This is a genomic window from Verrucosispora sp. CNZ293, assembly GCF_002754655.1.
In genome coordinates this window covers 5,567,577-5,591,098 of sequence record NZ_PEFR01000001.1, presented here as the reverse complement: position 1 = coordinate 5,591,098, position 23,522 = coordinate 5,567,577, and the positions used below count along the sequence as shown (strand labels likewise).

Below are 23,522 nucleotides of genomic sequence, written 5' to 3'. Positions count from 1 at the left end.
CAAAGGGGCCCCGTCCGGCAGCAGCCGGGCGGGGCCCCGCCATGTTCCCGGTTACCGGTCGAGCACCGCCCGCAGGGCCTTCAGGTCGTCCTCGGTGGGGTGCCAGGTGCCGGCTTCGGCGTTGGCGCGTACCTGCTCGGGTGTGGTGGCTCCGGCGATGACCGAGGTGACCGCCGGCTGGGCCGCCAGGCCGCCGATCGCCACGTGCAGCATCGGCACCCCGCGTTCCGCGGCGTACGCCTCGATGCCCTCGATGGTGTCCCAGTCGGCGGCGGCGAGGCGCTGGGCGTACCGTCCGCCACCGGCCAGGCGGCTGCCGGCCGGTGGTGCCTCACCCCGCTTGTACTTGCCGGTGAGCAGCCCGTTCGCCAGCGGGAAGAACGGCAGCATGCCCAGCCCGAACCGGTCGCAGGCCGGCAGCACCTCGATCTCGGCGTCCCGGTTCAGCAGGCTGTAGTGGTTCTGGGCGCTGACGAACCGGGCGAACCCCCGGGTCTTCGCCGTCCAGTCCGCGTCGGCGATCTGCCAGCCGGTGAAGTTGGAGTTGCCGAGGTACCGCACCTTGCCGGCGCGGACCAGATCGTCCAGGGCGGACAGCGTCTCGTCGATCGGCGTACCCGGGTCCGGCTCGTGGAACTGGTACAGGTCGATGTGGTCGGTGTCCAGTCGACGCAAGGACGCCTCGACGGCCCGGATCACGTACCGCCGCGAGCCGCGTACCCCGAAGTCCCGTCCGTTGCCACCGGCCATCGACATGCCGAACTTGGTCGCCAGCACCACGTCGTCCCGGCGGCCCTTGAGGGCCGCGCCGAGCTGTGCCTCCGACGCGCCGTGCGGCTCGCCGTAGATGTCGGCGGTGTCGAAGAAGTTGATCCCGGCGTCGAGGGCCGCGTCGACCACCGCGCGGGTGCCGTCGAGATCCAGTTTGCGGCCGAAGTTGTTGCAGCCGATCCCCACCACGGACACCACGAGCCCGGAGTCGCCCAACCGGCGATAGGTCATCTCACTCACGAGATCACCATATGTCGCCCCGTCGGGTGGTCGCAGGGCCGACCACCGTTACGGGTGTGGTGGTCAGCCCACGTCCCAGACCGGCTCGTCGGTCTCGACCACCTCACCGTCGCCACGGAACAGCAGGAACCTGTCGAAGGTCCGGGTGAACCAGCGGTCGTGGGTGACCGCCACCACCGTGCCGGAGAAGGCGGTGAGCCCGGCTTCCAGCGCCTCCGCCGAGGCCAGGTCGAGGTTGTCGGTGGGCTCGTCGAGCAGCAGCATCGTCGCGCCTGACAGTTCCAGCAGCAGCACCAGGAAGCGGGCCTGCTGGCCACCGGAGAGGGTGCCGAAGCGCTGGTCACCCTGCCCCGCCAGCTCGTACCGGGACAGCGCCGCCATGGCCGCGTGCCGGTCCATGCCGGACCGGTGCTCGTCGCCCCGCCAGAGGATCTCGACGAGCGTCTTCGCCATCAGTTCCGGCCGGTCGTGGGTCTGGGAGAAGTGACCGGGACGCACCCGCGCGCCGAGTCGGGCCACCCCGTCGTGGGCCACCGGGGCCAGCGCCGCCGCACCGTCGACGGGGCCGTTCGCCGGGTCCGGATCCGTTCCGCCCCGGGCCAGCAACCGCAGGAAGTGCGACTTGCCGGTGCCGTTGGCGCCGAGCACCGCGAGCCGGTCGCCGTACCACAGCTCCAGGTCGAAGGGGTAGGTCAGGCCGTCCAGCTCCAGCTGCTCGCAGACCAGCGCGCGCTTGCCGGTCCGCCCGCCGGCCAGCCGCATCCGGATGTCCTGCTCCTTCGGCGGCACGGGCGGCGGCCCGGCCTCCTCGAACTTGCGCAACCGGGTCTGCGCCGCCTGGTAGCGCGAGGCCATCCCATCGTTGTACGCGGCCTTCTGCTTGTACATCAGCATCAGCTCACGCAGCTTCTGGTGCTCCTCGTCCCAGCGTTTGCGCTGCTCGTCGAGGCGGGCGTGGCGGGCCACCCGCGCCTCGTGCCAGCTGGCGAAGCCGCCCGGGTGCACCCAGGCGCTGCCGCCCTCCACCGCGACCACCCGGTCGGCTGTGTGCGCCAGCAGCTCCCGGTCGTGCGAGACGTAGAGCACCGACTTGGCGGACTCCCGCAGCCGCGCCTCCAGCCAGCGTTTGCCGGGCACGTCGAGGAAGTTGTCCGGCTCGTCGAGCAGCAGCACCTCGTCGGGGCCACGCAGCAGCAGCTCCAGAGCGAAGCGCTTCTGCTGCCCACCGGAGAGAGTGCGGACCGGACGGTGCCGGGCGGTCTCCCAGGGCAGGTCGAGGACGATCGTGGCGACGGTGTCGAAGAGCACCTCGGCGTCGTACCCGCCGGTCTCGCCCCAGGCCGCCAACGCGTCGGCGTACGCCAGCTGGGCCTTGCCGGCGGCGGTGCTGTACTTGCCGCGCAGCTCGGCCTCGCGCATGGCCGCCTCGGTCTCGGTCAGCCGGCGACCGGCGTCGCGCAGGGCCGGCGGGGCGAGCGACAGGGCCAGGTCGGCAAGTGTCGACTCGTCGCCGATCATGCCGATGAACTGGCGCATGACGCCGAGCCCACCGGTACGCGCGATGGTGCCGGTGGGCACCGGCAGGTCACCGGCGACCATCCGCAGCAACGTCGTCTTGCCCGCCCCGTTCGGCCCGACAAGCGCCACCTTTGCGCCCTCACCGACCCGGAACGACACGTCGGCGAAGAGCTGCCGCCCGTCCGGGAGGACATGCCCGACCGCCGCCACGTCCACGTATCCCACGCGGGCATCCTGCCCGAGCCGGACCGGCCGGCCAACCGATTACCCGGTCAGTGGGTGACGCGCAACACCCGGAATCCCTTCTGGCTGGCGTGTCGGGTCACCTGCCAGCCCTGCTGGAGCAGCCAACCCTGCAACGAGTCACCGCCGAGGTGGCGGGCCACCACCAGCCAGCCGACGCCGTCCGGAGCGAGCCGGGGCAACCAGCGCAGCAGCAGTTGGTGCAGCTCGTCCTTGCCGACCCGGATCGGCGGGTTGGACCAGATCTGCGCGAAGCGGAGGTCGGCGGGTACCTCCTCGGGGGCCGTCACCCGCAGCCGGCCGGACAGCCCGAGCCGGGCGGCGTTCTCGGCGGTCAGCCCCCGGGCCCGCTCGTTCACGTCCACCGCCCAGGTCGTGGCCGTGGGGGCGACGGTGGCGAGCACGCAGGCGATCGGGCCGAAACCACAGCCTAGGTCGAGCAGAGCGCCGGTGGTCGTGGGAGCCGGTGGCTCGGCCTTGCGCAGCAACACGGCGGTGCCGGGGTCGAGGCGGCTGGCTGAGAAGACCCCGGACGCCGAGACCAGGGTGTAGTCGCGCCCGGCGACGGTGAACTGCACCTCGCGTGCCCGGGCGGGCGCGTCCGGCTCGGCGGTGAAGTAATGGTCCCCGGTCACGCGGGCCATTCTCGCACCGAGCCGGATCCGGCCGACGGTGCGGCTGTCGCAGTGGATCCGACACGTCCATCCACCGCATTTCGGCAAAATACCTTCTAAAGGGATAAACATCCCTACTCTGGACGACATGGTGTATCGGTACGACTCCGATGAGGACGCATACGTCCCCTACCGGGACGACGAGCCCGAGGACGTCGCGCCCCGGCCCGGCCCGCCGCCCCCGGCAGGGCCGTCCCCGTCGCGCTTCCCCACCCCGTCGCTGGCCCGGCCGAACCAGATCATGTTGCCGTCATCGGCACCGCCACGCGAGGCGTTCCCCGCCACGCAGCAGGAGCCGGCACCACGGTACGACGCGGCACCTGTCGCACCCGACGAACCGCCGCCTGTCGGCGTGGCGGCGGCACCGCCGGAGGCCGGCACCACGACTGTCGTGCCGCCCCGCCGGGGTGGCGGTCGCACCTGGCAGGTGCTGATCGGCGGCGCCGCGGCGCTGGTGCTCCTCGCCCTCTGCGGGCTCACCGCCGCGACCCTGCTGGACGGCCGGACCCTGATCGGTCAGCAGGCCGCGCCCAGCGCCGGACCGGACACCACCCGCGGGACGGTGCCCGCCGAGGCGAGCGATCTCGATTCCCGCGACACCGACCAGGCACCGCTCACCGCCCGCGAGGTCTTCCCCGCCAGCACCCTCACCGTCGGCGACGGCGAGAACGGCTACGAGGTGCTGCGCACCCAGTCCAGCGCCAGTTGCCCGGTGGCCGCCACCGGTGAGGTCGGGGAACTGCTGGTGCGGCTCGGCTGCAACCAGGTCGTGCGGGCCACCCTAAGCACCCCGGACGGCGACCATCTGGTCACCGCGGGGCTGTTCAACCTCACCGACAGGTCCAGCGCCGAGCGGGCCCGGGACCGGATCCGCCAGCTGCTCGACGAGCGGCAGGGCCGCTTCCGTGGCATGTCGGCAGGCGACGACACCGAGGTCATCGCCACCGCGCCGGCCCGGGTCGGCTGGCAGGTACGCGGTCACTACATCGCCTACGCGGTGGTCGCCCGCACCGACGGCGCCACCATCCGGGCCGGTGACACCACGGTCCGCGAGATTCTCTTCGACATGCTCGAACAGCACCTCAGCCAGGGCGTGCTGGAGCGGCGGGCCGAAGGCGGGACGGCGAGCCAGCCGACCGAGGCACCCTCCGACGACACCGGCGACCAGGGCGAGTCCACCGAGGACTGAGCCACCGGCGGACGGCGGGAGGCGCCGCCTCAGCTGTCGGCGGGAACCCGCAGCCGGCGGGTGGCCTCGGCCCGGCGTGCGTACTCGTCGGGATCGTCCGGGTAGCCGACCGCCACCAGGGTCAGCCCGTGCGCCGGTGCCACTGTCACCTCGCTGGCCCGCTCCCGTCGGGCCAGCAGGTCGGCCGGCCACCGCTCGGACCGGCGGCCGTCACCGGCGACCAGCATGGCACCGACCAGGCTGCGGACCATCGCCTGACAGAACGCGTCGGCCTGCACGGTGGCGACCAGGATCCCGTCGGCGTCCCGCCGCCAGTCCAGCCTGGTCACCTCCCGCAGCGTGGTGGCGTTCTCCTTGCGCCGGCAGTACGCGGCGAAGTCGTGCTCCCCCACCAGGCCGGCCGCCGCGGCGGCGAGGCGGTCGAGGTCGAGTACCCGGGGCCAGGCCAGGATCTCGTGCCGGCGCAGCGGATCGCACCCCCACGGCGCGTCGGTCACCCGGTACTCGTAGCGGCGGAAGGTCGCCGAGAAACGGGCGTCGAAGGTGGCCGGCACCGCCCGCATCGCCCGCACCCGCACATCGGTCGGAAGCAGCCGGGCCAGCCGACGCAGCAGCCGCCCCTCGTGGGCGCTCCAGACCTCGGTGGGCAGGTCGAGGTGGCAGACCTGCCCGGTGGCGTGCACCCCGGCGTCGGTGCGGCCGGCGACTGTCAGCCCGATCGCGACGCCGGCGCCGAGCACCAGGTCCAGCGTCTCGGCAAGCACTCCCGCGACGGTCCGCCGCTGCGGCTGGGCGGCCCAACCGGAGAAGGCGGTGCCGTCGTACGCGACATCCAGCCGCAGCCGGGTGCGCTCCTGCACGTGGTACCTCCCAAGGCGCTGTGACGACGTCCCCGCCCGGCCTGGGGCGGGCCCAGGCCGCGGTCGAGAACCTCGCGAGACCCTAAGGGTCGGGCCCGGCACCCCAGGGGGTACCGGGCCCGACAACGGCCTGGATCAGGCCTTGCCTTCCTCGGTGGCCAGGTCGCTGTCCTCGCGGGCAGCGGCGGTGTCACCGGAGGCCGACTGCGGCGGCTCGGCGTCCTGGTCGGCCGACCGCGACGCGGGGGCCTCCTCGGCCGGTGCCAGCGCCTCGACCTTGTCCTGCTGCGCGGCCTTGCGGCCGGCGGTCTTCTTGTTCGCCTTCGGCTCGGCGACCTGAAGCTCCTCGACCAGCTCGATGATCGCCATCGGTGCGGCGTCACCCTTGCGCGGACCGGTCTTCACGATCCGGGTGTAGCCGCCATTGCGGTTGGCGTACCGCGGCGCGATCTGGTCGAACAGGGCGTAGACCACGTCCTTGTCCTTGACCACGGTAAGCACCCGCCGACGCGACGCGAGGTCGCCCCGCTTGGCCTTGGTGATCAGCTGCTCGGCGAGCGGACGCAGCCGCCGAGCCTTGGTCTCGGTGGTCTGGATCTTGCCGTGCTGGAACAGCGCGGTGGCCAGGTTGGCCAGCATCAGCCGCTCGTGCGCGGGGCTGCCGCCGAGGCGGGGGCCCTTGGTGGGCGTGGGCATGCTTGGTGCTCCTCAGGTGTGGCGGCAGCGCGGACTAGAGCTGCTCGGTCTCGCGGTAGTCGTCGGTGTCGTAGTCAGCCTCGCCGAAGGTGTCCACGACGTGCGCCGGGTCGAAGTTCGGGGCCGAGTCCTTCAGCCCGAGACCCATCCCGGCGAGCTTCATCTTGACCTCGTCGATCGACTTCTGGCCGAAGTTGCGGATGTCGAGGAGGTCGGCCTCGGTACGCCCGATGAGCTCACCAACGGAGTTGATGCCCTCGCGCTTGAGGCAGTTGTAGGAGCGGACGGTCAGGTCCAGCTCCTCGATCGGCAGGGCCAGGTCCGCCGCCAGCTGCGCGTCCTGCGGAGACGGGCCGATGTCGATGCCCTCGGCGGTCTCGTCCAGCTCACGGGCCAGCCCGAACAGCTCCACGAGCGTCGAACCGGCCGAGGCCAGTGCGGTACGCGGCCCCATCGACGGCTTGGTTTCGACGTCGATGATCAGCCGGTCGAAGTCCGTCCGCTGCTCGACACGGGTCGCCTCGACGCGGTAGGTCACCTTGAGCACCGGGGAGTAGATCGAGTCGACCGGGATCCGGCCGATCTCCGCGCCCGCCTGCTTGTTCTGTGCCGCGGTGACGTAACCACGACCCCGCTCGACGGTCAGCTCCATGTCGAGCCGGCCCTTGCCGTTGAGGGTGGCCAGCTTCAGGTCCGGGTTGTGCACCGAGACACCGGCCGGAGGCTGGATGTCACCGGCGGTCACGTCGCCCGGGCCCTGCTTACGCAGGTACATGCTGACCGGCTCGTCGTGCTCGGAGCTGACGCAGAGCTCCTTGATGTTCATGACGAGCTCGACCACGTCCTCCTTGACCCCGGGGATCGTGGTGAACTCGTGCAGCACCCCGTCGATCTTGATCGAGGTGACCGCCGCACCCGGGATGGAGGACAGCAGCGTACGCCGCAGCGAGTTGCCCAGGGTGTAGCCGAAGCCCGGCTCCAGCGGCTCGATGGTGAACCGGGACCGGGTCTCGTTGATCGACTCCTCGGAGAGGGTCGGTCGCTGGCTGATGAGCATGTTTTCTCTTCTCTTCCGGGACGCCCGCTATATGACGCCCACGACACAAACTGTTCCGGTGGCCCGCCCCCGCCGGGGGCGGGCCACCGCAACGAGCCCTTACTTGGAGTAGAGCTCGACGATCAGCTGCTCCTGGACCTGGGTGTCGATCACCTGTCGGGCCGGGAGCGAGTGCACCAGGACCTTCATCTGGCTGGGGATCGCCTCCAACCACGCCGGAACGGTCTTGGAGCCGGCCTCGGCCTGGGCCACGATGAACGGGGTGAGCTCCTTGCTCTTGCCCCGGACCTCGATGATGTCGTGCTCCTTGACGCGGTACGACGGGATGTCGACCTTCTTGCCGTTCACCGTGAAGTGACCGTGCTTGACCAGCTGACGGGCCATGTCACGGGACTTGGCGTAGCCGGCCCGGTAGACCACGTTGTCCAGCCGCGACTCGAGGATCTGCAGCAGCACCTCGCCGGTCTTGGCCTTCTTGCCCACGGCTTCCTCGTAGTAGCCGCGGAACTGCTTCTCCAGCACGCCGTACACGCGGCGGGCCTTCTGCTTCTCCCGGAGCTGGAGCAGGTACTCCGTCTCCTTCGTGCGGCCGCGGCCGTGCTGCCCGGGCGGGAACGGCCGGGACTCGAACGGGCACTTCGGACCATCGCACTTGCTGCCCTTGAGGAACAGCTTCATCTTCTCCCGACGGCAACGGCGGCAGTCGGCACCGGTGTAACGAGCCATCTCTCTCTACCTCTCAGACCCGACGACGCTTCGGCGGACGGCACCCGTTGTGCGGCTGCGGGGTGACGTCGGAGATCTGCCCGACCTCAAGGCCCACGGCCTGCAGCGAACGGATGGCGGTCTCCCGGCCGGAGCCGGGGCCCTTGACGAACACGTCGACCTTGCGCATGCCGTGCTCCATGGCCCGACGCGCGGCGGCCTCGGCGGCCAGCTGCGCGGCGAACGGAGTCGACTTGCGGGAGCCCTTGAAGCCCACCTGGCCGGAGGAGGCCCAGGAGATGACGGCACCAGTCGGATCGGTGATCGAGACGATGGTGTTGTTGAAGGTGCTCTTGATGTGCGCCTGCCCGTGGGCGACGTTCTTACGTTCCTTGCGCCGGACCTTCTTGACAGCGGCTCCGGCACGAGCCTTCGGTGGCATAAGTCTTGTGCGCTCCTGTTTCGGTTCTCGATCGGCTTCCGGTCTTCCGCCCCGCTGATTCCGTGGACACCGGTTCCAGTTGGAGCCCGGCCGGCCTCGGCGGAGAACGACCAGAATTCCGGTTTAAGAACTACTTCTTGCCGGGCTTCTTCTTGCCGGCGACGGTCCGCTTCGGGCCCTTGCGGGTCCGCGCGTTGGTCTTGGTCCGCTGGCCACGCACGGGCAGGCCCCGGCGGTGCCGGATGCCGGCGTAGCAGCCGATCTCGACCTTGCGGCGGATGTCAGCGGCGACCTCGCGGCGCAGGTCGCCTTCAACCTTGTAGTTGGCCTCGATGTGGTTCCGGAGCTGGACCAGCTCCTCGTCCGTGAGGTCCCGGACGCGCTTGTCCGGCGAGATGCCGGTAGCGCCGAGCGTCTCCAGGGCGCGGGTGCGGCCCACGCCGAAGATGTAGGTGAGCGCGATCTCCATCCGCTTTTCGCGGGGGAGGTCGACGCCGACTAGACGTGCCATGTGCGGGCGTACTCCTCGTGGTGTGCTGGCGAAGGTGTGGACCCGTCCCACCCCGCTACCGGCCGTCCCTGTCCTCCCGACGCCGATGGCGCCGGCGACCGGGATCGGTCGCTGCCCGAGCGGGCCCCGGCCTTCGACCGGGGGTCAACCACGATTGAGTACGCGCTGCGCACCGCTCGCGGCTGGGACGAGCATGTGTGATGTGTGGGCTGGTTCAGCCCTGGCGCTGCTTGTGGCGCGGGTCGGTGCAGATGACCATGACCCGGCCGTGCCGGCGGATCACCCGGCACTTGTTGCAGATCCTCTTGACGCTCGGCTTGACCTTCACGGTTGCCTTACTTCCCATCTGGCCCGGCGCCACGAGGCGCGACACCGGACGTCGAAGACGGACACGGGACGTTCCCGGCCGCCGTCAGGCTTACTTGTAGCGGTAGACGATGCGCCCGCGGGTCAGGTCGTACGGCGAGAGCTCGACGACGACTCGATCCTCCGGCAGGATGCGGATGTAGTGCTGCCGCATCTTGCCGCTGATGTGAGCCAGCACCTTGTGGCCGTTGGCGAGCTCCACCCGGAACATGGCGTTCGGCAGGGGCTCGATTACCCGACCTTCGATCTCGATGGCTCCGTCTTTTTTCGGCATGTCCTCCGCTGTCCTGACGTCGGTTACTCCGGACGGCCCACAACGTCTTACACGGGTGCTTGACCAAGATCAGGCTTCCCGCGCCAGCCGCGGCTCCGCGTCCCACCGAAGCGCTGGTGGGCATGGCGGAGTGGACGCTGTGCGCCGATCAGAAAGTGTACGCCCGCCTGCACGCCGTCGCCAAACCGACAGGCCACCTGACCCCGTCCCAGCCCGAGAATCGGGACGTTCAGCCCAGATCGCCCCGGTCAGGGCGGTGCGCCGGCTCGCTCCCCGGCGCACCGGTGGCCTCGCCGGTATCAGTACCCGCCCGGCCAGCGGGCGTTGCCGCGCCGTGGCCGGTGTCGCCGGCCACCGCCCGCGCGTCACCGGAAACGCCGTCCGTCGGCAGCGCGGCACCGCCGCTTGTCGGCCTCCCGCCGATGGCATCGGGCTGCTGCTGACCGAGGGCCTTGCGCTCCCGCTTGAGAGCGCGCCTCTCCGCTTTTCGCTGCCGGCGGCGCTCCTGCTCCGCCGCCCACCGCCGAGGCTCACCGCTCGCCAGTCCGGTGGCGGTACGCACCAGCAGCACCGCACCCCACGGACCCGCGACCCAACCCGGCCAGAAGTAGAGCGCGTCACGGGTCGCCAGCGAGCTGACCGCCCAGATCGCCACCACGATCCCGACCACCTTCAGCCAGGGCTCCCAGACCTCGGCCAGCCAGCGCGCGGTCAGCCCGCGTCCACCGTCGGCCGGCACTGGCACATCCGGGCCCCGGGGCGTCGGCACCACCGCACCGGCGGGCACCGGCAGATCACCGAGAAGGACGTCCAACTCGGCGTACGTGCGGGCGGCGTAGGCCCGCTGCAACCGCTCGTCGTACTCGTGCAGGTCGAGTCGGCCCTCGTCGAGGGCGCTCCGGAGGCGTTCGGCGACGGCCTGCCGGTCGGAGTCCGCTGCCCGCATGGCGTCCCGCTCGTCCATGCCGGCAAGCATGCCACCGCGCTGCCACTGCCGCCGAACGGGCGGCCCGGTGGGTCAGTGCTTCCGGCTCGGCCCGCCCGCGCGGGTGCCCGTCACGCGGTCGTCGAGGCGCTCGGCTGGCGAGCGGTCACCAGATCACCCAGGCGGGCCCGGCCGCCGTCGTGAGCGGTGAGCACCCACACCCCGTCGGGCAGCAGGGCCATGCTGTGCTCGACGTGTGCGGCACGCGAGCCGTCGCGGGTGACAACGGTCCAGCCGTCGGCGAGTTCCGCCGTACGCGGCGAACCCATAGTGATCATCGGCTCGATGGCCAGCGCCAGCCCCGGCACCAACCGCGGCCCCTTGCCCGGCCGCCCGTGGTTGAGCACGTGCGGGTCCTGATGCATCTCGGTGCCGATGCCGTGCCCGCCGTAGCCGTCGACGATGCCGTAGCGCCCCGCCTTACGGACCGCGCGCTCCACCGCGTGCGAGATGTCGGTAAGCCGGCCCTTGCCGCTGGCGGCGCCGCGAGCGGCCGCGGCGATCCCGGCCCACATCGCGTCCTCGGCCACCTCGGCCATCCGCAGCAGCGCCGGATCCACCTCGCCCACGCCGACCGTGATCGCCGCGTCGCCGTGCCACCCGTCGAGCACCGCTCCGCAGTCGATCGAAATCAGGTCGCCGTCGGCGAGGACCTGCTTCGGCGACGGGATGGCGTGCACGATCTGCTCGTTGACCGAGGAACAGATCGACGCCGGGAACCCGTGGTAGCCCTTGAACGACGGGACCGCTCCCGCCTCGCGGATCGTGGTCTCGGCGATCTCGTCCAGGTCGGCGGTGCTCACCCCCGGGGCGACCGCCTCCCGCATCCGGCGAAGTGCCGCCGCGACCACGAGGCCGGCAGCCCGCATCTTCTCGATCTGCTCAGGAGTCTTCAGCTGGATGTCCAGCTGGGGACGACGCATGGAGGCGCTACCTTTCGTTGCCCAAACAGCGGGGTACGACCCGCGTACCCCGCTGTTCGCACTCTATCCGGCTGGCGGCCGGGCGACCTCAGCCCCCGTACGACCGAAGGGCGTCGATGGCGCGGACCGTGACGTCCTCCACCGGGCCGGTGGCGTCGATGCCCACCAACTTGCCCTGCGCGCCGTAGTAGTCCACAAGCGGCGCGGTCTTCTCGGCGTACTCCCGCAGCCGGGCCGCGATGGTCTCCGGCTTGTCGTCGTCGCGCTGGAACAGCTCCGCGCCACAACGGTCGCAGATGCTGTCCCGGCTGGTCGGGTCGAACTCGACATGCCAGATCTTGCCGCAGCCCCGGCAGGTACGCCGACCGGAGAGCCGTCGGATCACCTCGTCGTCGTCGACGACCAGTTCGAGCACGATGTCCAGCGCCGTCCCGAGGTCCGCGAGGAGCTTGTCCAGCGCGGCGGCCTGCGGGGTGGTGCGCGGAAACCCGTCGAGCAGGAAGCCGTCGGCGGCGTCCGGCTCGGCGAGCCGGTCCCGAACCATGTTGATGGTGACCTCGTCCGGTACCAGCTTGCCGGCGTCCATGTATCGCTTGGCCTCGACGCCGAGCGGGGTGCCCTGGGACACGTTGGCCCGGAAGATGTCGCCGGTCGAGATCTTCGGCACGGACAGGTGCGCGGCGATGAACTCCGCCTGTGTGCCCTTGCCCGCGCCCGGCGGGCCAACCAGAACCAGTCTCATCTACCGCAGGAACCCTTCGTAGTTCCGCTGCATCAGTTGGCTCTCGATCTGCTTGCTCGTCTCCAGAGCCACGCCGACCATGATCAGCACTGCGGTACCACCGAACGGGAAGTTGAGGTACTGCTGCCGGTCCAGCCAGATGAAGAAGAAGTTCGGCAGGATCGAGATGGTCGCGAGGTACAGCGCGCCCGGCAGGGTGATGCGACTGAGGATGAAGTCCAGGTAGTCGGCGGTCGGCTTGCCGGGACGGATGCCCGGCACGAAGCCGCCGTACTTCTTCATGTTGTCCGCGACCTCGGTCGGGTTGAACGTGATCGAGACGTAGAAGTAGGTGAAGAAGATGATCAGCAGGAAGTAGACCACGATGTAGATCGGGCTGGTCGGGTCGACCAGGTTGTTCTGGATCCACGCCTGGGTCTTGCCCGGGTCATTCTGGTCGAAGAACTGCAGCGCCAGTTGCGGCAGGTAGAGCAGCGACGAACCGAAGATGACCGGGATCACACCCGCCTGGTTGACCTTCAGCGGGATGTAGGTCGAGGTGCCGCCGTACATCCGCCGGCCGATCATGCGCTTGGCGTACTGCACCGGGATGCGGCGCTGTGCCTGCTCGATGAAGGTGACAGCGGTGATGACCACCAGGACCAGCGCGATGACGAGGAAGAACTTCCACCAGCCCTGACTCTCCTTGATCCGCCAGCCCTCGCTGGGGAGGCGGGCCGCGATCGAGGTGAAGATCAGGACGGACATGCCGTTGCCGACGCCGCGGTCGGTGATCAGCTCACCGAGCCACATGACCATGCCGGTACCGGCGGTCATCGTCATCACCAGGATGGACAGGGTCAGCCAGTCCGGGATGCCGGTGCCGGTCGGGATGATCTCCTCGTTGCACTGGTTGTTGAACAGCTGCCCGGAGCGGGCCAGCGCCACGAACGCCGAGGCCTGCAGAACACCCAGCCCCAGCGTCAGGTAGCGGGTGTACTGGGTGATCTTCGCCTGGCCGGCCTGGCCCTCCTTGCGGAGCTGCTCCAGCCGGGGAATGACCACCGTCAGCAGCTGCAGGATGATCGACGCGGTGATGTAGGGCATGATGCCCAGCGCGAAGATCGACAGCTGCAGCAGCGCGCCGCCGGAGAAGAGGTCGAGCAGGTTCAGTACGCCTGTGGAGCCCTCAATGGACTCCAGGCACTTCTGCACGTTGCCGTACGAGACGCCCGGGCTGGGCACCGTGGCGCCGAGCCGGTAGATCGCGATGATGCCGACTGTGAACAGCAGCTTCTTGCGCAGGTCAGGCGTACGGAACGCACTGAGAAAGGCGGACAGCAACTTCTTCCTCCTGCGCGAGGCGGGCCGCCGGTCGTCCCTGGCGGATCGGGGTGGGTTCCGGGCAAGTGCCCGATATCCATGGCTGGGAAGGGACTCTAACAGCCCGATCCCGGTCCGGGCAGATGTGCCCGGCTACATAAACCGAAACCGATGTTACCGGGCGCACAGGCCCGTTGTAGACCATGGCGCCCGCCAGCTGGGATCAACTGGCGGGCGCCATGGGTAAAACAGCTCTACAGCTCGGTGACCGAGCCGCCGGCGGCGGTGATCTTTTCCTTGGCCGACGCGCTGAACGCGTGCGCCGACACCTGGAGAGCCACCCCACCGAGATCCCCGGTGCCGAGGACCTTCACCGGCTGCCCCTTGCGGACCGCGCCGGCCTCGACCATCTCGGTCGGGCCGACCTGGCCACCGTTGGGGAACAGCTCGGCCAGGCGGTCCAGGTTTACCACCTGGAAGACCACCTTGAACTTGTTCTTGAAGCCCTTCAGCTTCGGCAGGCGCATGTGGATGGGCATCTGCCCACCCTCGAACGCCGCCGAGATGTTCTTCCGGGCCTTCGAACCCTTGGTACCGCGACCGGCGGTCTTGCCCTTGGAGCCCTCACCGCGACCCACACGGGTCTTCGCGGTCTTGGCACCCGGCGCCGGACGCAGGTGGTGGACCTTGATCGTCATTACTCGACCTCCTCGACCTTCACGAGGTGGTTGACCGTGAAGATCATGCCGCGAATCTCGGGCCGGTCCTCCTTGACCACCACGTCATTGATCCGCTTGAGACCGAGCGAACGCAGCGACTCGCGCTGGTTCCGCTTGGTCCCGATCTCGGAACGGACCTGGGTGACCTTGAGACGTGCCATCAGGACGCCACCCCCGCCCGCGACGCCAGCATGGCCGCCGGCGCGACGTCCTCCACCGGCAGACCCCGCCGCGCGGCAACGGCCTCCGGGGACTCAAGCCCCTTCAGCGCGGCCACGGTGGCGTGCACGATGTTGATCGGGTTCGACGAGCCCAGGCTCTTGGAGAGCACGTCGTGGATGCCCGCGCACTCCAGCACGGCACGGACCGGACCACCGGCGATGACACCCGTACCGGCGGAGGCCGGCTTGAGCAGCACCACCCCGGCGGCGTCCTCGCCCGTGACCGGGTGCGGGATCGAGGAACCGATCCGCGGCACCTTGAAGAAGTGCTTCTTGGCCTCCTCGACGCCCTTGGCGATCGCCGCGGGCACCTCCTTGGCCTTTCCGTAGCCCACGCCCACGGTGCCGTCGCCGTCGCCCACGATCACCAGGGCGGTGAAGCTGAAGCGACGACCACCCTTCACGACCTTGGCGACGCGGTTGATCGCGACGACCCGCTCGAGGTGCGGGGTCTTCTCGGCGGGCGCGTTTCCGCGGCCGCCCTCACGGCGGTTGTCGCGGCGACCACCCTCGTTGCCACCGGACCCGCCGCCACGGCGCTGTTGACCTGGCATCAGCAGCCTTCCTTCTCTCTCGTGACGGGGATTGTCAGAACTCGAGCCCGGCTTCGCGGGCGGCGTCGGCAAGCGCGGCGACCCGCCCCGCGTACCGGTTGCCACCGCGGTCGAAGACGACCTTGGAGATGCCAGCGGCCTTGGCCCGCTCGGCCAGCAGCGTGCCGACCTTGCCAGCCAGGGCGCTCTTGTCGCCCTCCGTGCCGCGCACCGAGGCGTCCAGGGTCGAGGCCGACGCCAGGGTGTGACCCTTGGTGTCGTCGACGATCTGGGCGACGATGTGCCGCAGCGAACGGGTGACCACCAGGCGGGGACGCGCGGCGGTGCCGCTGACGTTCTTGCGCACTCGGAAGTGCCGCCGCGCCCGCCCGACGGCACGCTTGGCGGCGACGCCGCGGCGGCGCTTGAGCAGCGTGGCGCTCACTTCTTACCTGCCTTTCCGGCCTTGCGTCGGATGATTTCGCCCTGGTACTTCACGCCCTTGCCCTTGTAGGGCTCCGGCGGGCGAATCTTCCGGATGTTGGCGGCGACCTCACCGACGAGTTGCTTGTCGATGCCGGCCACGTGGAACAGCGTCGGGCGTTCCACCGTGAAGGTGATGCCCTCGGGCGCCTGCACCTGCACCGGGTGCGAGAACCCGAGCGCGAACTCCAGGTCCTTGCCCTTGGCGGTGACCCGGTAACCGGTGCCGGCGATCTCCAGGCTCTTACGGTAGCCCTCGGTGACCCCGACGATCATGTTGGCGACCAGGGTACGGCTCAGGCCGTGCAGTTCCTTGGCCTTGCGCTCGTCGTTCGGGCGGTTGACGCTCAGTTGCCCGTCCTCGGCCCGCTCGATGGTGATCGGCTCGGCCAGGGTGTGCGACAGCTCGCCCTTGGGGCCCTTGACCTTGACGGTCCGGCCGTCGATCGTCACGTCGACGCCGGATGGCACCGGGATCGACTTACGTCCAATACGCGACATTTCTACCTGTCTCCCGTTACCAGACGAAGGCGAGGACTTCCCCGCCAACGCTCCGCTTGCGGGCCTGCCGGTCGGTGAGCAGTCCCTGGGACGTCGAAATGATCGCCACGCCCAGCCCACCGAGCACCCGGGGGAGCCCGTCCGACTTGGCGTACACCCGCAGACCGGGCTTGGAGACGCGCTTGATACCGGCCAGGCTCCGCTCCCGGTTCTGGCCGTACTTCAGCTCGACGACCAGTCGCTTGCCGACGGCTCCCTCTTCGGGCTCCTCGACCGCCCAGGTGGCGATGTAACCCTCGGACTTGAGGACCTCGGCGATGTTCGCCTTGATCTTCGAGTAGGGCATCGTCACCCGGTCGTGGTACGCCTGGTTGGCGTTACGCAGACGCGTGAGCATGTCTGCGATCGGGTCGGTCATCGTCATGAAAACTCGTCAACCTTTCTCGCCGGGGTTCCCGCGACACGTCGCAGGCCTACGGCGAAGAGACAGTCCAGCTGATGCGCCGAAGCGCGCCGGGCTATTACCAGGAAGCCTTGGACACGCCGGGCAGCTCACCGCGGTGGGCCATCTCCCGGATGCACACCCGGCAGAGCCCGAACTTGCGGTAGACCGCCTTGGGACGCCCGCACCGCTGGCAGCGGGTGTACGCGCGAACCGAGAACTTCGGCTTCGCGGCCGCCTTGAGGATCAGCGCCTTCTTGGCCATCTCAGTTCTCCTTGAACGGGAAGCCCAGGAGCTTCAGCAGCGCCCGGCCCTCGTCGTCGGTCGTGGCGGTCGTGACCACCGTGATGTCCATGCCCCGCTGGCGATCGATCTTGTCCTGGTCGATCTCGTGGAACACCGACTGCTCGGTCAGACCGAACGTGTAGTTGCCGTGCCCGTCGAGCTTGCGCCCGTCGAGGCCGCGGAAGTCACGGATACGCGGCAGCGCGATGGAGAGCAGCCGGTCCAGGAACTCCCACATCCGGTCGCCGCGCAGGGTCACCTTCGCGCCGATCGGCATGCCTTCCCGCAGCTTGAACTGCGCGATGGACTTCGTCGCCCGCCGGACCTGCGGCTTCTGACCGGTGATCGTGGCCAGGTCGCGGACCGCGCCGTCGATGAGCTTGGCGTCCCGGGCAGCCTCGCCCACACCCATGTTCACGACGATCTTGACCAGCCGCGGCACCTGCATCGGGTTGCCGTACTCGTACTGCTCGCGCAGCTGGGCGATGATCTCGTTGCGGTACCGCTCCTTGAGGCGCGGCATCGTCTTGGTTTCGGTAGCCGTGGTCATCACAGGTCCTTACCGGTGCTACGCGCGATGCGAACCTTCTGGCCGTTCTCGTCGATCCGGTAGCCGACGCGGGTCGGCTTGCCGTCGGAGTCCACGACCATCACGTTCGAGACGTGGATCGGGGCCTCCTGGGTGACGATGCCACCGGTCTTGGCGCCACGCTGGGTGGTGCTGATGCGGGTGTGCTTCTTGATCCGGTTCACGCCCTCGACCAGGACCTTGTCCTGCCGCGGGTAGGCCGCGATGACCTTGCCCTTGGCACCCTTGTCCTTGCCGGCGATGACGACGACCGTGTCGCCCTTCTTGACCTTCACGGTCACAACACCTCCGGCGCGAGAGAGATGATCTTCATGAACCGCTTGTCCCGCAGCTCGCGACCGACCGGGCCGAAGATACGGGTACCGCGCGGATCCCCACCGTCCTTGATGATGACGGCGGCGTTCTCGTCGAAGCGGATGTACGAGCCGTCCGGACGCCGCCTCTCCTTGGCGGTGCGGACGACGACGGCCTTGACCACGTCGCCCTTCTTCACACCGGCACCCGGGATCGCGTCCTTGACGGTGGCCACGATGACGTCGCCGATGCTCGCGTAGCGCCGACCGGAGCCACCGAGAACCCGGATGCACAGGATCTCCCGGGCACCCGTGTTGTCGGCGACGCGCAGTCGCGACTCCTGCTGAATCACGTCTATCTCCTATGTCTGCCGGTTCTCCGGCCGCCGGGGCAGCCGGAGCCTGGCGGAACCTGCGCCCGACCTTCCCGGCCGAGCTCGAGCCTTCGCTACTTGGCCTTCTCGAGGATCTCCACGAGCCGCCACCGCTTGGTGGCGGAGAGCGGCCGGGTCTCCATGATCAGGACGCGGTCGCCGATGCCAGCCGAGTTCTGCTCGTCGTGGACCTTGAGCTTGCTGGTCCGGCGCATGATCTTGCCGTACAGCGCGTGCTTGACCCGGTCCTCGACCTCGACCACGACGGTCTTTTCCATCTTGTCGCTGACCACGAGGCCCTCACGGACCTTGCGGCGGCCCCGCGGCTGGGTGGCGGTCGTGTTCTCGCTCATGAAGCAGTCACCTCAGTCGGCGCGGCCGAGAGCCCCAGCTCACGCTCACGCATGATCGTGTAGATCCGGGCAATCTCCCGACGGATGACCTGCAGCCGCCGGTTGTTGTCCAGCTGCCCGGTCGCGGCCTGCACGCGGAGGTTGAACAGCTCCGCCTTGGCCTCACGCAGCTTCGTGACCAGCTCCTCCTCGGAGAGCTCACGCAGCTCGGAGGCCTTAACGCCCGCTGCCATCAGGATTCACCCACTTCGCGCGTAACAATGCGGCACTTCATCGGGAGCTTGTGGATCGCGCGACGCATCGCCTCTCGCGCGATCTGCTCGTTCGGGAAGGACATCTCGAAGAGAACCCGCCCGGGCTTGACATTCGCGACCCACCACTCGGGCGAGCCCTTACCGGAACCCATCCGGGTTTCCGCCGGCTTCTTGGTGAGGGCCTGGTCCGGGAAGATGGTGATCCAGACCTTGCCGCCACGCTTGATGTGGCGGGTCATCGCGATACGCGCCGACTCGATCTGCCGGTTGGTCACGTACGCCGGTTCCAGAGCCTGGATCCCGAACTCGCCGAACACCACCCGGTTGCCGCCCTTGGACGCGCCGCTGCGGTCCGGGTGGTGCGGCTTGCGGAAGCCCTTCGGGGGCTTGCGCGGCATCAGCATCTGTCAGCCCTCCTGCTGCGTTTCTGCCGGAGCCGAAGCAGCCGCCGCGACAGCAGCGCTGTCGACCGGCTCGCCACTCGGCGTCTCGGCCTGCTGCGCGACGGTCGTCGCGGCAGCCCGGCCGGCCTCGGTGCCACCGGAGGTCGTGCCGGACGAACCCGACCGACCGCGGCGCGGCCGCTCGGGCCGGTCACCGCGCTCCCGGCGCGGGCGCGACGGCGCCTCGGCCGGAGTCTCCCGACCCGGCACCGCGTCACCCTTGTAGATCCAGACCTTCACGCCGATGCGGCCGAAGGTGGTACGGGCCTCGAAGAAGCCGTACTCGATGTTGGCCCGCAGCGTGTGCAGCGGAACCCGACCCTCGCGGTAGAACTCCGTGCGGCTCATCTCGGCGCCGCCGAGGCGGCCCGAGACCTGCACCCGGATGCCCTTGCACATCGGGTTCTTCATCGCCGACTGCATCGCCTTACGCATCGCGCGGCGGAAGCTGACCCGGCTGGAGAGCTGCTCGGCAACGCCCTGGGCGACCAGCTGCGCGTCCGACTCGGGGTTCTTCACCTCGATGATGTTCAGCTGCACCTGCTTGCCGGTGAGCTTCTCCAGCTCGCCGCGGATCCGGTCGGCCTCCGCACCCTTACGGCCGATGACGATGCCCGGCCGGGCGGTGTGGATGTCGACGCGGACCCGGTCGCGGGTGCGCTCGATGTCAACCTTGGAGATGCCGGCGCGCTCCAGCCCCTTGGACATCATCCGGCGGATCTTGACATCCTCGCCGATGTAGTCCTTGTAGAGCTTGTCCGCGAACCAGCGGGACTTCCAGTCGGTCGAGATGCCGAGCCGGAACCCGTGCGGGTGAACCTTCTGACCCATTACTCGGCGCCCTCCGTGTTGCTCTGCGTCTCGGCCGGCGCGGTCTGCTTCGCCGGAGCCGCCTTGTTCGCCGACTTCCTCGGCGCGGCCGGCGCGACCGCCTCGACCGCCACGGTGATGTGGCAGGTGCGCTTACGGATCCGGTACGCCCGGCCCTGCGCCCGTGGCTGGAACCGCTTCATCGTCGGGCCCTCGTCCACGAACGCCTCGCTGACGAGCAACGCGTCGGGGTCCAGCCGCTCGTTGTTCTCCGCGTTGGCGATCGCGCTAGCGAGCACCTTGTACACCTGCTCGCTCGCGGCCTGCGGCGCGAACTGCAGCACCGTGAGCGCCTCCTTCGCGGGCAGGCCGCGGACGAGGTTGACCACCCGGCGCGCCTTCATCGGCGAGATGCGCACATGCCGCGCAACCGCCCGCGCGCCCGGAAGCACCGGAGCGTCGCCCTTTCCTGGCATCGCTGTAACCCCTTGATCCTCTATCCGTATGCCCGCGGCGTCAGCGCCGGCGGCTCTTCCGGTCGTCCTTCTCGTGACCCTTGAACGTGCGGGTCAGCGCGAACTCGCCGAGCTTGTGCCCGACCATCGCCTCGGTCACGAACACCGGGACGTGCTTGCGTCCGTCGTGTACGGCGATCGTGTGTCCCAGCATCTCCGGGATGATCGTCGAGCGCCGCGACCAGGTCTTGATGACGTTCTTCGAGCCCTTCTCGTTCTGCGTCTCCACCTTCTTGAGCAGGTGGTCGTCGATGAACGGGCCCTTCTTCAGGCTGCGAGGCATGTCTTATCTCCCTCAGCCGCGCTTACGCGTGGCGTAGCGACGGCGGACGATCAGCCGGTCACTCGGCTGGCCCTTACGACGGGTGCGGCCCTCGGGCTTACCCTGCGGGTTGACCGGGTGGCGACCACCGGAGGTCTTGCCCTCACCACCACCGTGCGGGTGGTCGACCGGGTTCATGGCGACACCGCGCACGGTCGGGCGCTTGCCCTTCCAACGCATCCGGCCGGCCTTGCCCCAGTTGATGTTTGACTGGTCGGCGTTGCCGATCTCACCGATGCTGGCGCGGCAGCGCACGTCCACCCGCCGGATCTCGCCGGACGGCATCCGCAGGGTCGCGTACGCGCCCTCCCGGCCGAGCAGCTGGATGCCGACGCCGGCCGAACGGGCCAGCTTGGCGCCGCCGCCCGGACGCAGCTCCACGTTGTGGATGGTGGTACCGACCGGGATGTTGCGCAGCGGCAGGTTGTTGCCCGGCTTGATGTCGGCGCTCGGACCGGACTCGACCGCGTCGCCCTGCTTCAGGTCCTTCGGCGCGATGATGTAACGCTTCTCGCCATCGGCGTAGTGCAGCAGCGCGATCCGCGCGGTGCGGTTCGGGTCGTACTCGATGTGCGCGACCTTGGCCGGCACGCCGTCCTTGTCGACCCGCTTGAAGTCGATGATCCGGTACTGACGCTTGTGACCGCCACCCTGGTGCCGGGCGGTGATCCGGCCGTGCACGTTCCGGCCGCCCTTCTTGGGCAGCGGAGCCAGCAGCGACTTCTCGGGCGTCGACCGGGTGATCTCGGCGAAGTCGGCGACGCTTGAGCCACGCCGGCCCGGCGTCGTCGGCTTGTACTTACGAATAGCCATTGTCTACACCCCTCAGCTGACCGGGCCGCCGAAGGCCTCGATGCGGTCGCCCTCAGCCAGCTTCACCATCGCCCGCTTGGTGTCCTTGCGCTTGCCGAACCCGGTACGGGTCCGCTTGCGCTTGCCCTCGCGGTTGAGCGTGTTGACCGTCAGGACACGGACGTTGAAGATCTGCTCGATAGCGATCTTGATCGCCGTCTTGTTCGCGTCCGGGTGCACCAGGAAGGTGTACCAGTTGCGGTTCAGCTCGCTGTAGCTCTTCTCCGAGACGACCGGCGCGACGATGATGTCGCGCGGATCGGCGATCGTGCTCACTTGCCACCCTCCTCGGTGGTCTCGGCCGGAACGCCCAGGAACTCGTCCAGGGCCTCCTTGGTGAAGACCACATCGTCGGCCACCAGCACGTCGTACGTGTTGAGCTGGCCAGCCTCGATCAGGTGCACCCGCGGCTCGTTGCGCAGCGACACCCAGTTCAGCTCGTCGGTGCTGCTCAGCACGACCAGCACCCGACGGGCGGTGGTCAGCTTGGCGAGCGCGGTCAGCGCGGCCTTGGTCGACGGCTTCTCGCCCGAGACGAACGCCTCGACGACATGCACCTGCCCGGCGCGCGCCCGGTCCGACAGGGCGCCACGCAGCGCGGCGGCCTTCATCTTCTTCGGGGTGCGCTGGCTGTAGTCACGCGGCACCGGGCCGTGGACCACGCCGCCGCCGGCGAACTGCGGCGCGCGGATCGAGCCCTGCCGGGCCCGACCGGTGCCCTTCTGCTTGTACGGCTTCTTGCCGCCGCCGGAAACCTCGCCCCGGGTCTTGGTCTTGTGGGTGCCCTGCCGAGCGGCAGCGAGCTGCGCCACGACGACCTGGTGCATCAGCGCGATGTTGGCCTGCGCGTCGAAGATGTCGGCGGGCAGTTCGACCGAGCCGGTCTTGGTGCCCTCTGAGTTGAGGACGTCAACGGTGGTCACTTGCCCACACCGCCCTTCTTCGCCTTTGCCTTGGCCGCGGTGCGGACCAGGACCAGCGCGCCCTTGGGGCCCGGAATGGCGCCACGGACGAGCAGGAGATTGTTCTCGGTGTCGACCGCCTGGACGGTCAGGTTCTGCACGGTGTAGCGCACGCCACCCATGCGGCCGGCCATCCGGGTGCCCTTGAAGACGCGACCCGGGGTGGCGCAGGCGCCGATGGAGCCCGGCGAGCGGTGCTTGCGCTCGACACCGTGGCTGGCGCGCAGACCGTGGAAGCCGTGCCGCTTCATCGGGCCGGCGTAGCCCTTGCCCTTGGTCTTGCCGGTCACGTCGATCGAGACGCCCGCCGGGAACTCCTCGACCGTGACCTCCTGGCCGAGCGAGTACTCCGCGGCGTCGTTGGTGCGCAGCTCGACGATGTGTCGGCGCGGCGCCACGTCGGCCTTGGCGTAGTGCCCGCGCAGCGGCTTCTTGGCCTTTCGCGGGTCGATCGTCCCGTACGCCAGCTGGACCGCGGAGTAACCGTCCTTGTCGGCGTCACGAACCTGGGTGATGACGCAGGGGCCGGCCTGAACCACGGTCACCGGGACAACGCGGTTGTTGTCCCAGACCTGGGTCATGCCGAGCTTCGCGCCCAGGATCCCCTTAACTTGCCTGTCCATGTGTCCGGTCCCTACAGCTTGATCTCGATGTCGACGCCAGCCGGCAGGTCGAGGCGCATGAGCGAGTCGACCGTCTTCGGGGTCGGGTCGATGATGTCGATCAGTCGCTTGTGCGTACGCATCTCGAAGTGCTCGCGCGAGTCCTTGTACTTGTGCGGCGAGCGGATGACGCAGAAACGGTTGATCTCCGTGGGCAGCGGCACCGGGCCCGCGACCTGCGCCCCGGTACGCGTCACCGTCTCGACGATCTTCCGAGCCGAGGAGTCGACGACCTCGTGGTCATAGGCCTTGAGCCGGATGCGGATCTTCTGTCCCGCCATGGTGGCTTCTGTTCCTTCTCTCGATGCCGCTGTGTTGCGGGTGCCTGTACCGGCTGGCACAGACCCTCTTCGCCCACCCCCGCGGTCGGGCGTGTCGCGCCCTGTGGTCAGGCTCCGCCCCGGGACACC

36 protein-coding genes and 1 pseudogene are annotated in these 23,522 nt (G+C 69.2%); 1 reads left to right on the top strand and 36 read right to left on the bottom strand.

Annotated elements, in window-relative coordinates; translation table 11 throughout:
• Positions 1 to 51 precede the first annotated feature (51 nt).
• The 3 genes from CLT74_RS25585 to CLT74_RS25575 form a co-directional block, all read right to left on the bottom strand.
• Positions 52 to 1,002, bottom strand: coding sequence for an aldo/keto reductase (locus CLT74_RS25585; protein WP_099849623.1), 951 nt, complete (start codon positions 1,000 to 1,002; stop codon positions 52 to 54).
• A gap of 72 nt (positions 1,003 to 1,074) precedes the next feature.
• Entirely contained in the window at positions 1,075 to 2,754 is a 1,680-nt protein-coding gene (locus CLT74_RS25580; RefSeq protein ID WP_099849621.1) for an ATP-binding cassette domain-containing protein, read from the bottom strand.
• A gap of 47 nt (positions 2,755 to 2,801) precedes the next feature.
• On the bottom strand, positions 2,802 to 3,407 hold the full coding sequence (locus CLT74_RS25575; RefSeq protein ID WP_099852901.1) for a methyltransferase: 606 nt from the start codon (positions 3,405 to 3,407) through the stop codon (positions 2,802 to 2,804).
• A gap of 127 nt (positions 3,408 to 3,534) precedes the next feature.
• Here CLT74_RS25575 and CLT74_RS25570 point away from each other — a divergent pair, with 127 nt between their 5' ends.
• Positions 3,535 to 4,635, top strand: coding sequence for a hypothetical protein (locus CLT74_RS25570; RefSeq protein ID WP_099849619.1), 1,101 nt, complete (start codon positions 3,535 to 3,537; stop codon positions 4,633 to 4,635).
• Between the two features lie 29 nt (positions 4,636 to 4,664).
• On the opposite strand, the gene truA is transcribed toward CLT74_RS25570, so the two are convergent.
• The 33 genes and pseudogenes from truA to rpsJ all read right to left on the bottom strand — a co-directional run bounded on the left by truA (position 4,665) and on the right by rpsJ (position 23,393).
• Positions 4,665 to 5,495, bottom strand: a complete 831-nt coding sequence (gene truA, locus CLT74_RS25565; protein WP_099849617.1) for a tRNA pseudouridine(38-40) synthase TruA — start codon at positions 5,493 to 5,495, stop codon at positions 4,665 to 4,667.
• Positions 5,496 to 5,630: 135 nt separating this feature from the next.
• Positions 5,631 to 6,191: a 50S ribosomal protein L17 gene (gene rplQ, locus CLT74_RS25560; RefSeq protein WP_099849615.1), complete on the bottom strand. Its 561-nt coding sequence runs from the start codon at positions 6,189 to 6,191 to the stop codon at positions 5,631 to 5,633.
• A gap of 34 nt (positions 6,192 to 6,225) precedes the next feature.
• Positions 6,226 to 7,248: a DNA-directed RNA polymerase subunit alpha gene (locus tag CLT74_RS25555; RefSeq protein WP_091079335.1), complete on the bottom strand. Its 1,023-nt coding sequence runs from the start codon at positions 7,246 to 7,248 to the stop codon at positions 6,226 to 6,228.
• 99 nt (positions 7,249 to 7,347) lie between these two features.
• Positions 7,348 to 7,974: a 30S ribosomal protein S4 gene (rpsD, locus tag CLT74_RS25550; RefSeq protein WP_091290324.1), complete on the bottom strand. Its 627-nt coding sequence runs from the start codon at positions 7,972 to 7,974 to the stop codon at positions 7,348 to 7,350.
• A gap of 13 nt (positions 7,975 to 7,987) precedes the next feature.
• On the bottom strand, positions 7,988 to 8,395 hold the full coding sequence (rpsK, locus tag CLT74_RS25545) for a 30S ribosomal protein S11 (protein WP_013288613.1): 408 nt from the start codon (positions 8,393 to 8,395) through the stop codon (positions 7,988 to 7,990).
• Between the two features lie 130 nt (positions 8,396 to 8,525).
• Complete coding sequence (rpsM, locus tag CLT74_RS25540; RefSeq protein ID WP_099849613.1) at positions 8,526 to 8,906, bottom strand: 30S ribosomal protein S13; 381 nt, start codon at positions 8,904 to 8,906, stop codon at positions 8,526 to 8,528.
• Between the two features lie 214 nt (positions 8,907 to 9,120).
• Positions 9,121 to 9,234, bottom strand: a complete 114-nt coding sequence (rpmJ, locus tag CLT74_RS25535) for a 50S ribosomal protein L36 (RefSeq protein WP_012184307.1) — start codon at positions 9,232 to 9,234, stop codon at positions 9,121 to 9,123.
• Between the two features lie 90 nt (positions 9,235 to 9,324).
• The gene (infA, locus tag CLT74_RS25530; RefSeq protein ID WP_007073013.1) at positions 9,325 to 9,546 is read right to left on the bottom strand and encodes a translation initiation factor IF-1; all 222 of its coding nucleotides are present in this window, start codon (positions 9,544 to 9,546) and stop codon (positions 9,325 to 9,327) included.
• Positions 9,547 to 9,973: 427 nt separating this feature from the next.
• Positions 9,974 to 10,510: pseudogene (locus tag CLT74_RS25525) on the bottom strand (DUF1707 SHOCT-like domain-containing protein); the annotation flags it as partial.
• A gap of 92 nt (positions 10,511 to 10,602) precedes the next feature.
• Positions 10,603 to 11,454 carry a type I methionyl aminopeptidase gene (gene map, locus CLT74_RS25520; RefSeq protein ID WP_099849611.1) on the bottom strand — a complete coding sequence of 284 codons (852 nt, stop codon included), beginning with the start codon at positions 11,452 to 11,454 and terminating at the stop codon, positions 10,603 to 10,605.
• A gap of 88 nt (positions 11,455 to 11,542) precedes the next feature.
• The gene (locus tag CLT74_RS25515; protein WP_099849609.1) at positions 11,543 to 12,196 is read right to left on the bottom strand and encodes an adenylate kinase; all 654 of its coding nucleotides are present in this window, start codon (positions 12,194 to 12,196) and stop codon (positions 11,543 to 11,545) included.
• The gene (secY, locus tag CLT74_RS25510) at positions 12,197 to 13,519 is read right to left on the bottom strand and encodes a preprotein translocase subunit SecY (RefSeq protein WP_099849607.1); all 1,323 of its coding nucleotides are present in this window, start codon (positions 13,517 to 13,519) and stop codon (positions 12,197 to 12,199) included.
• Between the two features lie 233 nt (positions 13,520 to 13,752).
• The gene (rplO, locus tag CLT74_RS25505) at positions 13,753 to 14,196 is read right to left on the bottom strand and encodes a 50S ribosomal protein L15 (protein ID WP_099849605.1); all 444 of its coding nucleotides are present in this window, start codon (positions 14,194 to 14,196) and stop codon (positions 13,753 to 13,755) included.
• A complete protein-coding gene (rpmD, locus tag CLT74_RS25500) occupies positions 14,196 to 14,378 on the bottom strand; it encodes a 50S ribosomal protein L30 (RefSeq protein WP_018784560.1) in 183 nt (60 codons plus the stop codon). The genes rplO and rpmD overlap by 1 nt, the downstream gene beginning before the upstream one ends.
• Complete coding sequence (gene rpsE / locus CLT74_RS25495) at positions 14,378 to 14,992, bottom strand: 30S ribosomal protein S5 (RefSeq protein WP_099849603.1); 615 nt, start codon at positions 14,990 to 14,992, stop codon at positions 14,378 to 14,380. The genes rpmD and rpsE overlap by 1 nt, the downstream gene beginning before the upstream one ends.
• 34 nt (positions 14,993 to 15,026) lie before the next feature.
• A complete protein-coding gene (gene rplR, locus CLT74_RS25490; protein WP_093403621.1) occupies positions 15,027 to 15,416 on the bottom strand; it encodes a 50S ribosomal protein L18 in 390 nt (129 codons plus the stop codon).
• Positions 15,413 to 15,955: a 50S ribosomal protein L6 gene (gene rplF, locus CLT74_RS25485; RefSeq protein WP_099849600.1), complete on the bottom strand. Its 543-nt coding sequence runs from the start codon at positions 15,953 to 15,955 to the stop codon at positions 15,413 to 15,415. Before rplF ends, rplR begins: the two co-directional genes overlap by 4 nt.
• A 16-nt stretch (positions 15,956 to 15,971) precedes the next feature.
• Positions 15,972 to 16,379 (bottom strand): 30S ribosomal protein S8, encoded by a 408-nt coding sequence (gene rpsH / locus CLT74_RS25480; RefSeq protein ID WP_093403619.1) that lies wholly within the window; start codon positions 16,377 to 16,379, stop codon positions 15,972 to 15,974.
• A gap of 97 nt (positions 16,380 to 16,476) precedes the next feature.
• The gene (locus CLT74_RS25475) at positions 16,477 to 16,662 is read right to left on the bottom strand and encodes a type Z 30S ribosomal protein S14 (RefSeq protein WP_007073023.1); all 186 of its coding nucleotides are present in this window, start codon (positions 16,660 to 16,662) and stop codon (positions 16,477 to 16,479) included.
• Between the two features lies 1 nt (position 16,663).
• Positions 16,664 to 17,233 (bottom strand): 50S ribosomal protein L5, encoded by a 570-nt coding sequence (gene rplE, locus CLT74_RS25470; protein WP_093403618.1) that lies wholly within the window; start codon positions 17,231 to 17,233, stop codon positions 16,664 to 16,666.
• Positions 17,233 to 17,553, bottom strand: a complete 321-nt coding sequence (rplX, locus tag CLT74_RS25465) for a 50S ribosomal protein L24 (protein ID WP_170863408.1) — start codon at positions 17,551 to 17,553, stop codon at positions 17,233 to 17,235. The genes rplE and rplX overlap by 1 nt, the downstream gene beginning before the upstream one ends.
• Positions 17,550 to 17,918: a 50S ribosomal protein L14 gene (gene rplN, locus CLT74_RS25460; RefSeq protein WP_007465279.1), complete on the bottom strand. Its 369-nt coding sequence runs from the start codon at positions 17,916 to 17,918 to the stop codon at positions 17,550 to 17,552. The genes rplX and rplN overlap by 4 nt, the downstream gene beginning before the upstream one ends.
• 95 nt (positions 17,919 to 18,013) lie before the next feature.
• On the bottom strand, positions 18,014 to 18,292 hold the full coding sequence (gene rpsQ / locus CLT74_RS25455; protein WP_099849597.1) for a 30S ribosomal protein S17: 279 nt from the start codon (positions 18,290 to 18,292) through the stop codon (positions 18,014 to 18,016).
• Positions 18,289 to 18,525: a 50S ribosomal protein L29 gene (gene rpmC / locus CLT74_RS25450; protein ID WP_007073028.1), complete on the bottom strand. Its 237-nt coding sequence runs from the start codon at positions 18,523 to 18,525 to the stop codon at positions 18,289 to 18,291. Before rpmC ends, rpsQ begins: the two co-directional genes overlap by 4 nt.
• On the bottom strand, positions 18,525 to 18,950 hold the full coding sequence (gene rplP, locus CLT74_RS25445) for a 50S ribosomal protein L16 (RefSeq protein WP_007465292.1): 426 nt from the start codon (positions 18,948 to 18,950) through the stop codon (positions 18,525 to 18,527). Before rplP ends, rpmC begins: the two co-directional genes overlap by 1 nt.
• 3 nt (positions 18,951 to 18,953) lie before the next feature.
• Positions 18,954 to 19,820, bottom strand: a complete 867-nt coding sequence (gene rpsC, locus CLT74_RS25440; protein WP_093403615.1) for a 30S ribosomal protein S3 — start codon at positions 19,818 to 19,820, stop codon at positions 18,954 to 18,956.
• Positions 19,820 to 20,275, bottom strand: coding sequence for a 50S ribosomal protein L22 (gene rplV, locus CLT74_RS25435; RefSeq protein WP_093403614.1), 456 nt, complete (start codon positions 20,273 to 20,275; stop codon positions 19,820 to 19,822). The genes rpsC and rplV overlap by 1 nt, the downstream gene beginning before the upstream one ends.
• A gap of 40 nt (positions 20,276 to 20,315) precedes the next feature.
• Entirely contained in the window at positions 20,316 to 20,597 is a 282-nt protein-coding gene (gene rpsS, locus CLT74_RS25430; RefSeq protein WP_013735950.1) for a 30S ribosomal protein S19, read from the bottom strand.
• Between the two features lie 12 nt (positions 20,598 to 20,609).
• Positions 20,610 to 21,449: a 50S ribosomal protein L2 gene (gene rplB / locus CLT74_RS25425; protein WP_099849595.1), complete on the bottom strand. Its 840-nt coding sequence runs from the start codon at positions 21,447 to 21,449 to the stop codon at positions 20,610 to 20,612.
• Positions 21,450 to 21,461: 12 nt separating this feature from the next.
• Positions 21,462 to 21,764, bottom strand: a complete 303-nt coding sequence (gene rplW, locus CLT74_RS25420) for a 50S ribosomal protein L23 (RefSeq protein WP_093403611.1) — start codon at positions 21,762 to 21,764, stop codon at positions 21,462 to 21,464.
• Positions 21,761 to 22,411: a 50S ribosomal protein L4 gene (gene rplD / locus CLT74_RS25415; RefSeq protein WP_099849593.1), complete on the bottom strand. Its 651-nt coding sequence runs from the start codon at positions 22,409 to 22,411 to the stop codon at positions 21,761 to 21,763. Before rplD ends, rplW begins: the two co-directional genes overlap by 4 nt.
• Positions 22,408 to 23,073 carry a 50S ribosomal protein L3 gene (rplC, locus tag CLT74_RS25410; RefSeq protein WP_099849591.1) on the bottom strand — a complete coding sequence of 222 codons (666 nt, stop codon included), beginning with the start codon at positions 23,071 to 23,073 and terminating at the stop codon, positions 22,408 to 22,410. The genes rplD and rplC overlap by 4 nt, the downstream gene beginning before the upstream one ends.
• A gap of 11 nt (positions 23,074 to 23,084) precedes the next feature.
• Positions 23,085 to 23,393: a 30S ribosomal protein S10 gene (gene rpsJ / locus CLT74_RS25405; protein WP_007073037.1), complete on the bottom strand. Its 309-nt coding sequence runs from the start codon at positions 23,391 to 23,393 to the stop codon at positions 23,085 to 23,087.
• Between the last annotated feature and the right edge of the window lie 129 nt (positions 23,394 to 23,522).

Coding starts and splice junctions, on each gene's coding strand:
- CLT74_RS25475 (WP_007073023.1), bottom strand. CDS start 16,662: ATGGCCAAGAAGGCGCTGATCCTCAAGGCGGCCGCGAAGCCGAAGTTC.
- rpsS (WP_013735950.1), bottom strand. CDS start 20,597: ATGCCTCGCAGCCTGAAGAAGGGCCCGTTCATCGACGACCACCTGCTC.
- rplV (WP_093403614.1), bottom strand. CDS start 20,275: ATGCCAGGAAAGGGCGACGCTCCGGTGCTTCCGGGCGCGCGGGCGGTT.
- rpsQ (WP_099849597.1), bottom strand. CDS start 18,292: ATGAGCGAGAACACGACCGCCACCCAGCCGCGGGGCCGCCGCAAGGTC.
- rplC (WP_099849591.1), bottom strand. CDS start 23,073: ATGGACAGGCAAGTTAAGGGGATCCTGGGCGCGAAGCTCGGCATGACC.
- rpsE (WP_099849603.1), bottom strand. CDS start 14,992: ATGCCAGGTCAACAGCGCCGTGGCGGCGGGTCCGGTGGCAACGAGGGT.
- rplP (WP_007465292.1), bottom strand. CDS start 18,950: ATGCTGATGCCGCGCAAGCCCCCGAAGGGCTTCCGCAAGCCGCACCAC.
- infA (WP_007073013.1), bottom strand. CDS start 9,546: ATGCCGAAAAAAGACGGAGCCATCGAGATCGAAGGTCGGGTAATCGAG.
- rpsK (WP_013288613.1), bottom strand. CDS start 8,395: ATGCCACCGAAGGCTCGTGCCGGAGCCGCTGTCAAGAAGGTCCGGCGC.
- rpsD (WP_091290324.1), bottom strand. CDS start 7,974: ATGGCTCGTTACACCGGTGCCGACTGCCGCCGTTGCCGTCGGGAGAAG.
- rpsH (WP_093403619.1), bottom strand. CDS start 16,379: ATGACGATGACCGACCCGATCGCAGACATGCTCACGCGTCTGCGTAAC.
- rplE (WP_093403618.1), bottom strand. CDS start 17,233: ATGACCACGGCTACCGAAACCAAGACGATGCCGCGCCTCAAGGAGCGG.
- rpmD (WP_018784560.1), bottom strand. CDS start 14,378: ATGGCACGTCTCAAGGTCACCCAGGTCCGTTCCGAGATCGGGACCAAG.
- rpsJ (WP_007073037.1), bottom strand. CDS start 23,393: ATGGCGGGACAGAAGATCCGCATCCGGCTCAAGGCCTATGACCACGAG.
- rplQ (WP_099849615.1), bottom strand. CDS start 6,191: ATGCCCACGCCCACCAAGGGCCCCCGCCTCGGCGGCAGCCCCGCGCAC.
- CLT74_RS25515 (WP_099849609.1), bottom strand. CDS start 12,196: ATGAGACTGGTTCTGGTTGGCCCGCCGGGCGCGGGCAAGGGCACACAG.
- CLT74_RS25555 (WP_091079335.1), bottom strand. CDS start 7,248: ATGCTCATCAGCCAGCGACCGACCCTCTCCGAGGAGTCGATCAACGAG.
- CLT74_RS25585 (WP_099849623.1), bottom strand. CDS start 1,002: ATGACCTATCGCCGGTTGGGCGACTCCGGGCTCGTGGTGTCCGTGGTG.
- rpsC (WP_093403615.1), bottom strand. CDS start 19,820: ATGGGTCAGAAGGTTCACCCGCACGGGTTCCGGCTCGGCATCTCGACC.
- rpsM (WP_099849613.1), bottom strand. CDS start 8,906: ATGGCACGTCTAGTCGGCGTCGACCTCCCCCGCGAAAAGCGGATGGAG.
- map (WP_099849611.1), bottom strand. CDS start 11,454: ATGCGTCGTCCCCAGCTGGACATCCAGCTGAAGACTCCTGAGCAGATC.
- rplF (WP_099849600.1), bottom strand. CDS start 15,955: ATGTCGCGTATTGGACGTAAGTCGATCCCGGTGCCATCCGGCGTCGAC.
- rpmC (WP_007073028.1), bottom strand. CDS start 18,525: ATGGCAGCGGGCGTTAAGGCCTCCGAGCTGCGTGAGCTCTCCGAGGAG.
- rplB (WP_099849595.1), bottom strand. CDS start 21,449: ATGGCTATTCGTAAGTACAAGCCGACGACGCCGGGCCGGCGTGGCTCA.
- rplO (WP_099849605.1), bottom strand. CDS start 14,196: ATGACGATCAAGGTCCACCACCTGCGTCCGGCGCCGGGTGCCAAGACC.
- CLT74_RS25570 (WP_099849619.1), top strand. CDS start 3,535: ATGGTGTATCGGTACGACTCCGATGAGGACGCATACGTCCCCTACCGG.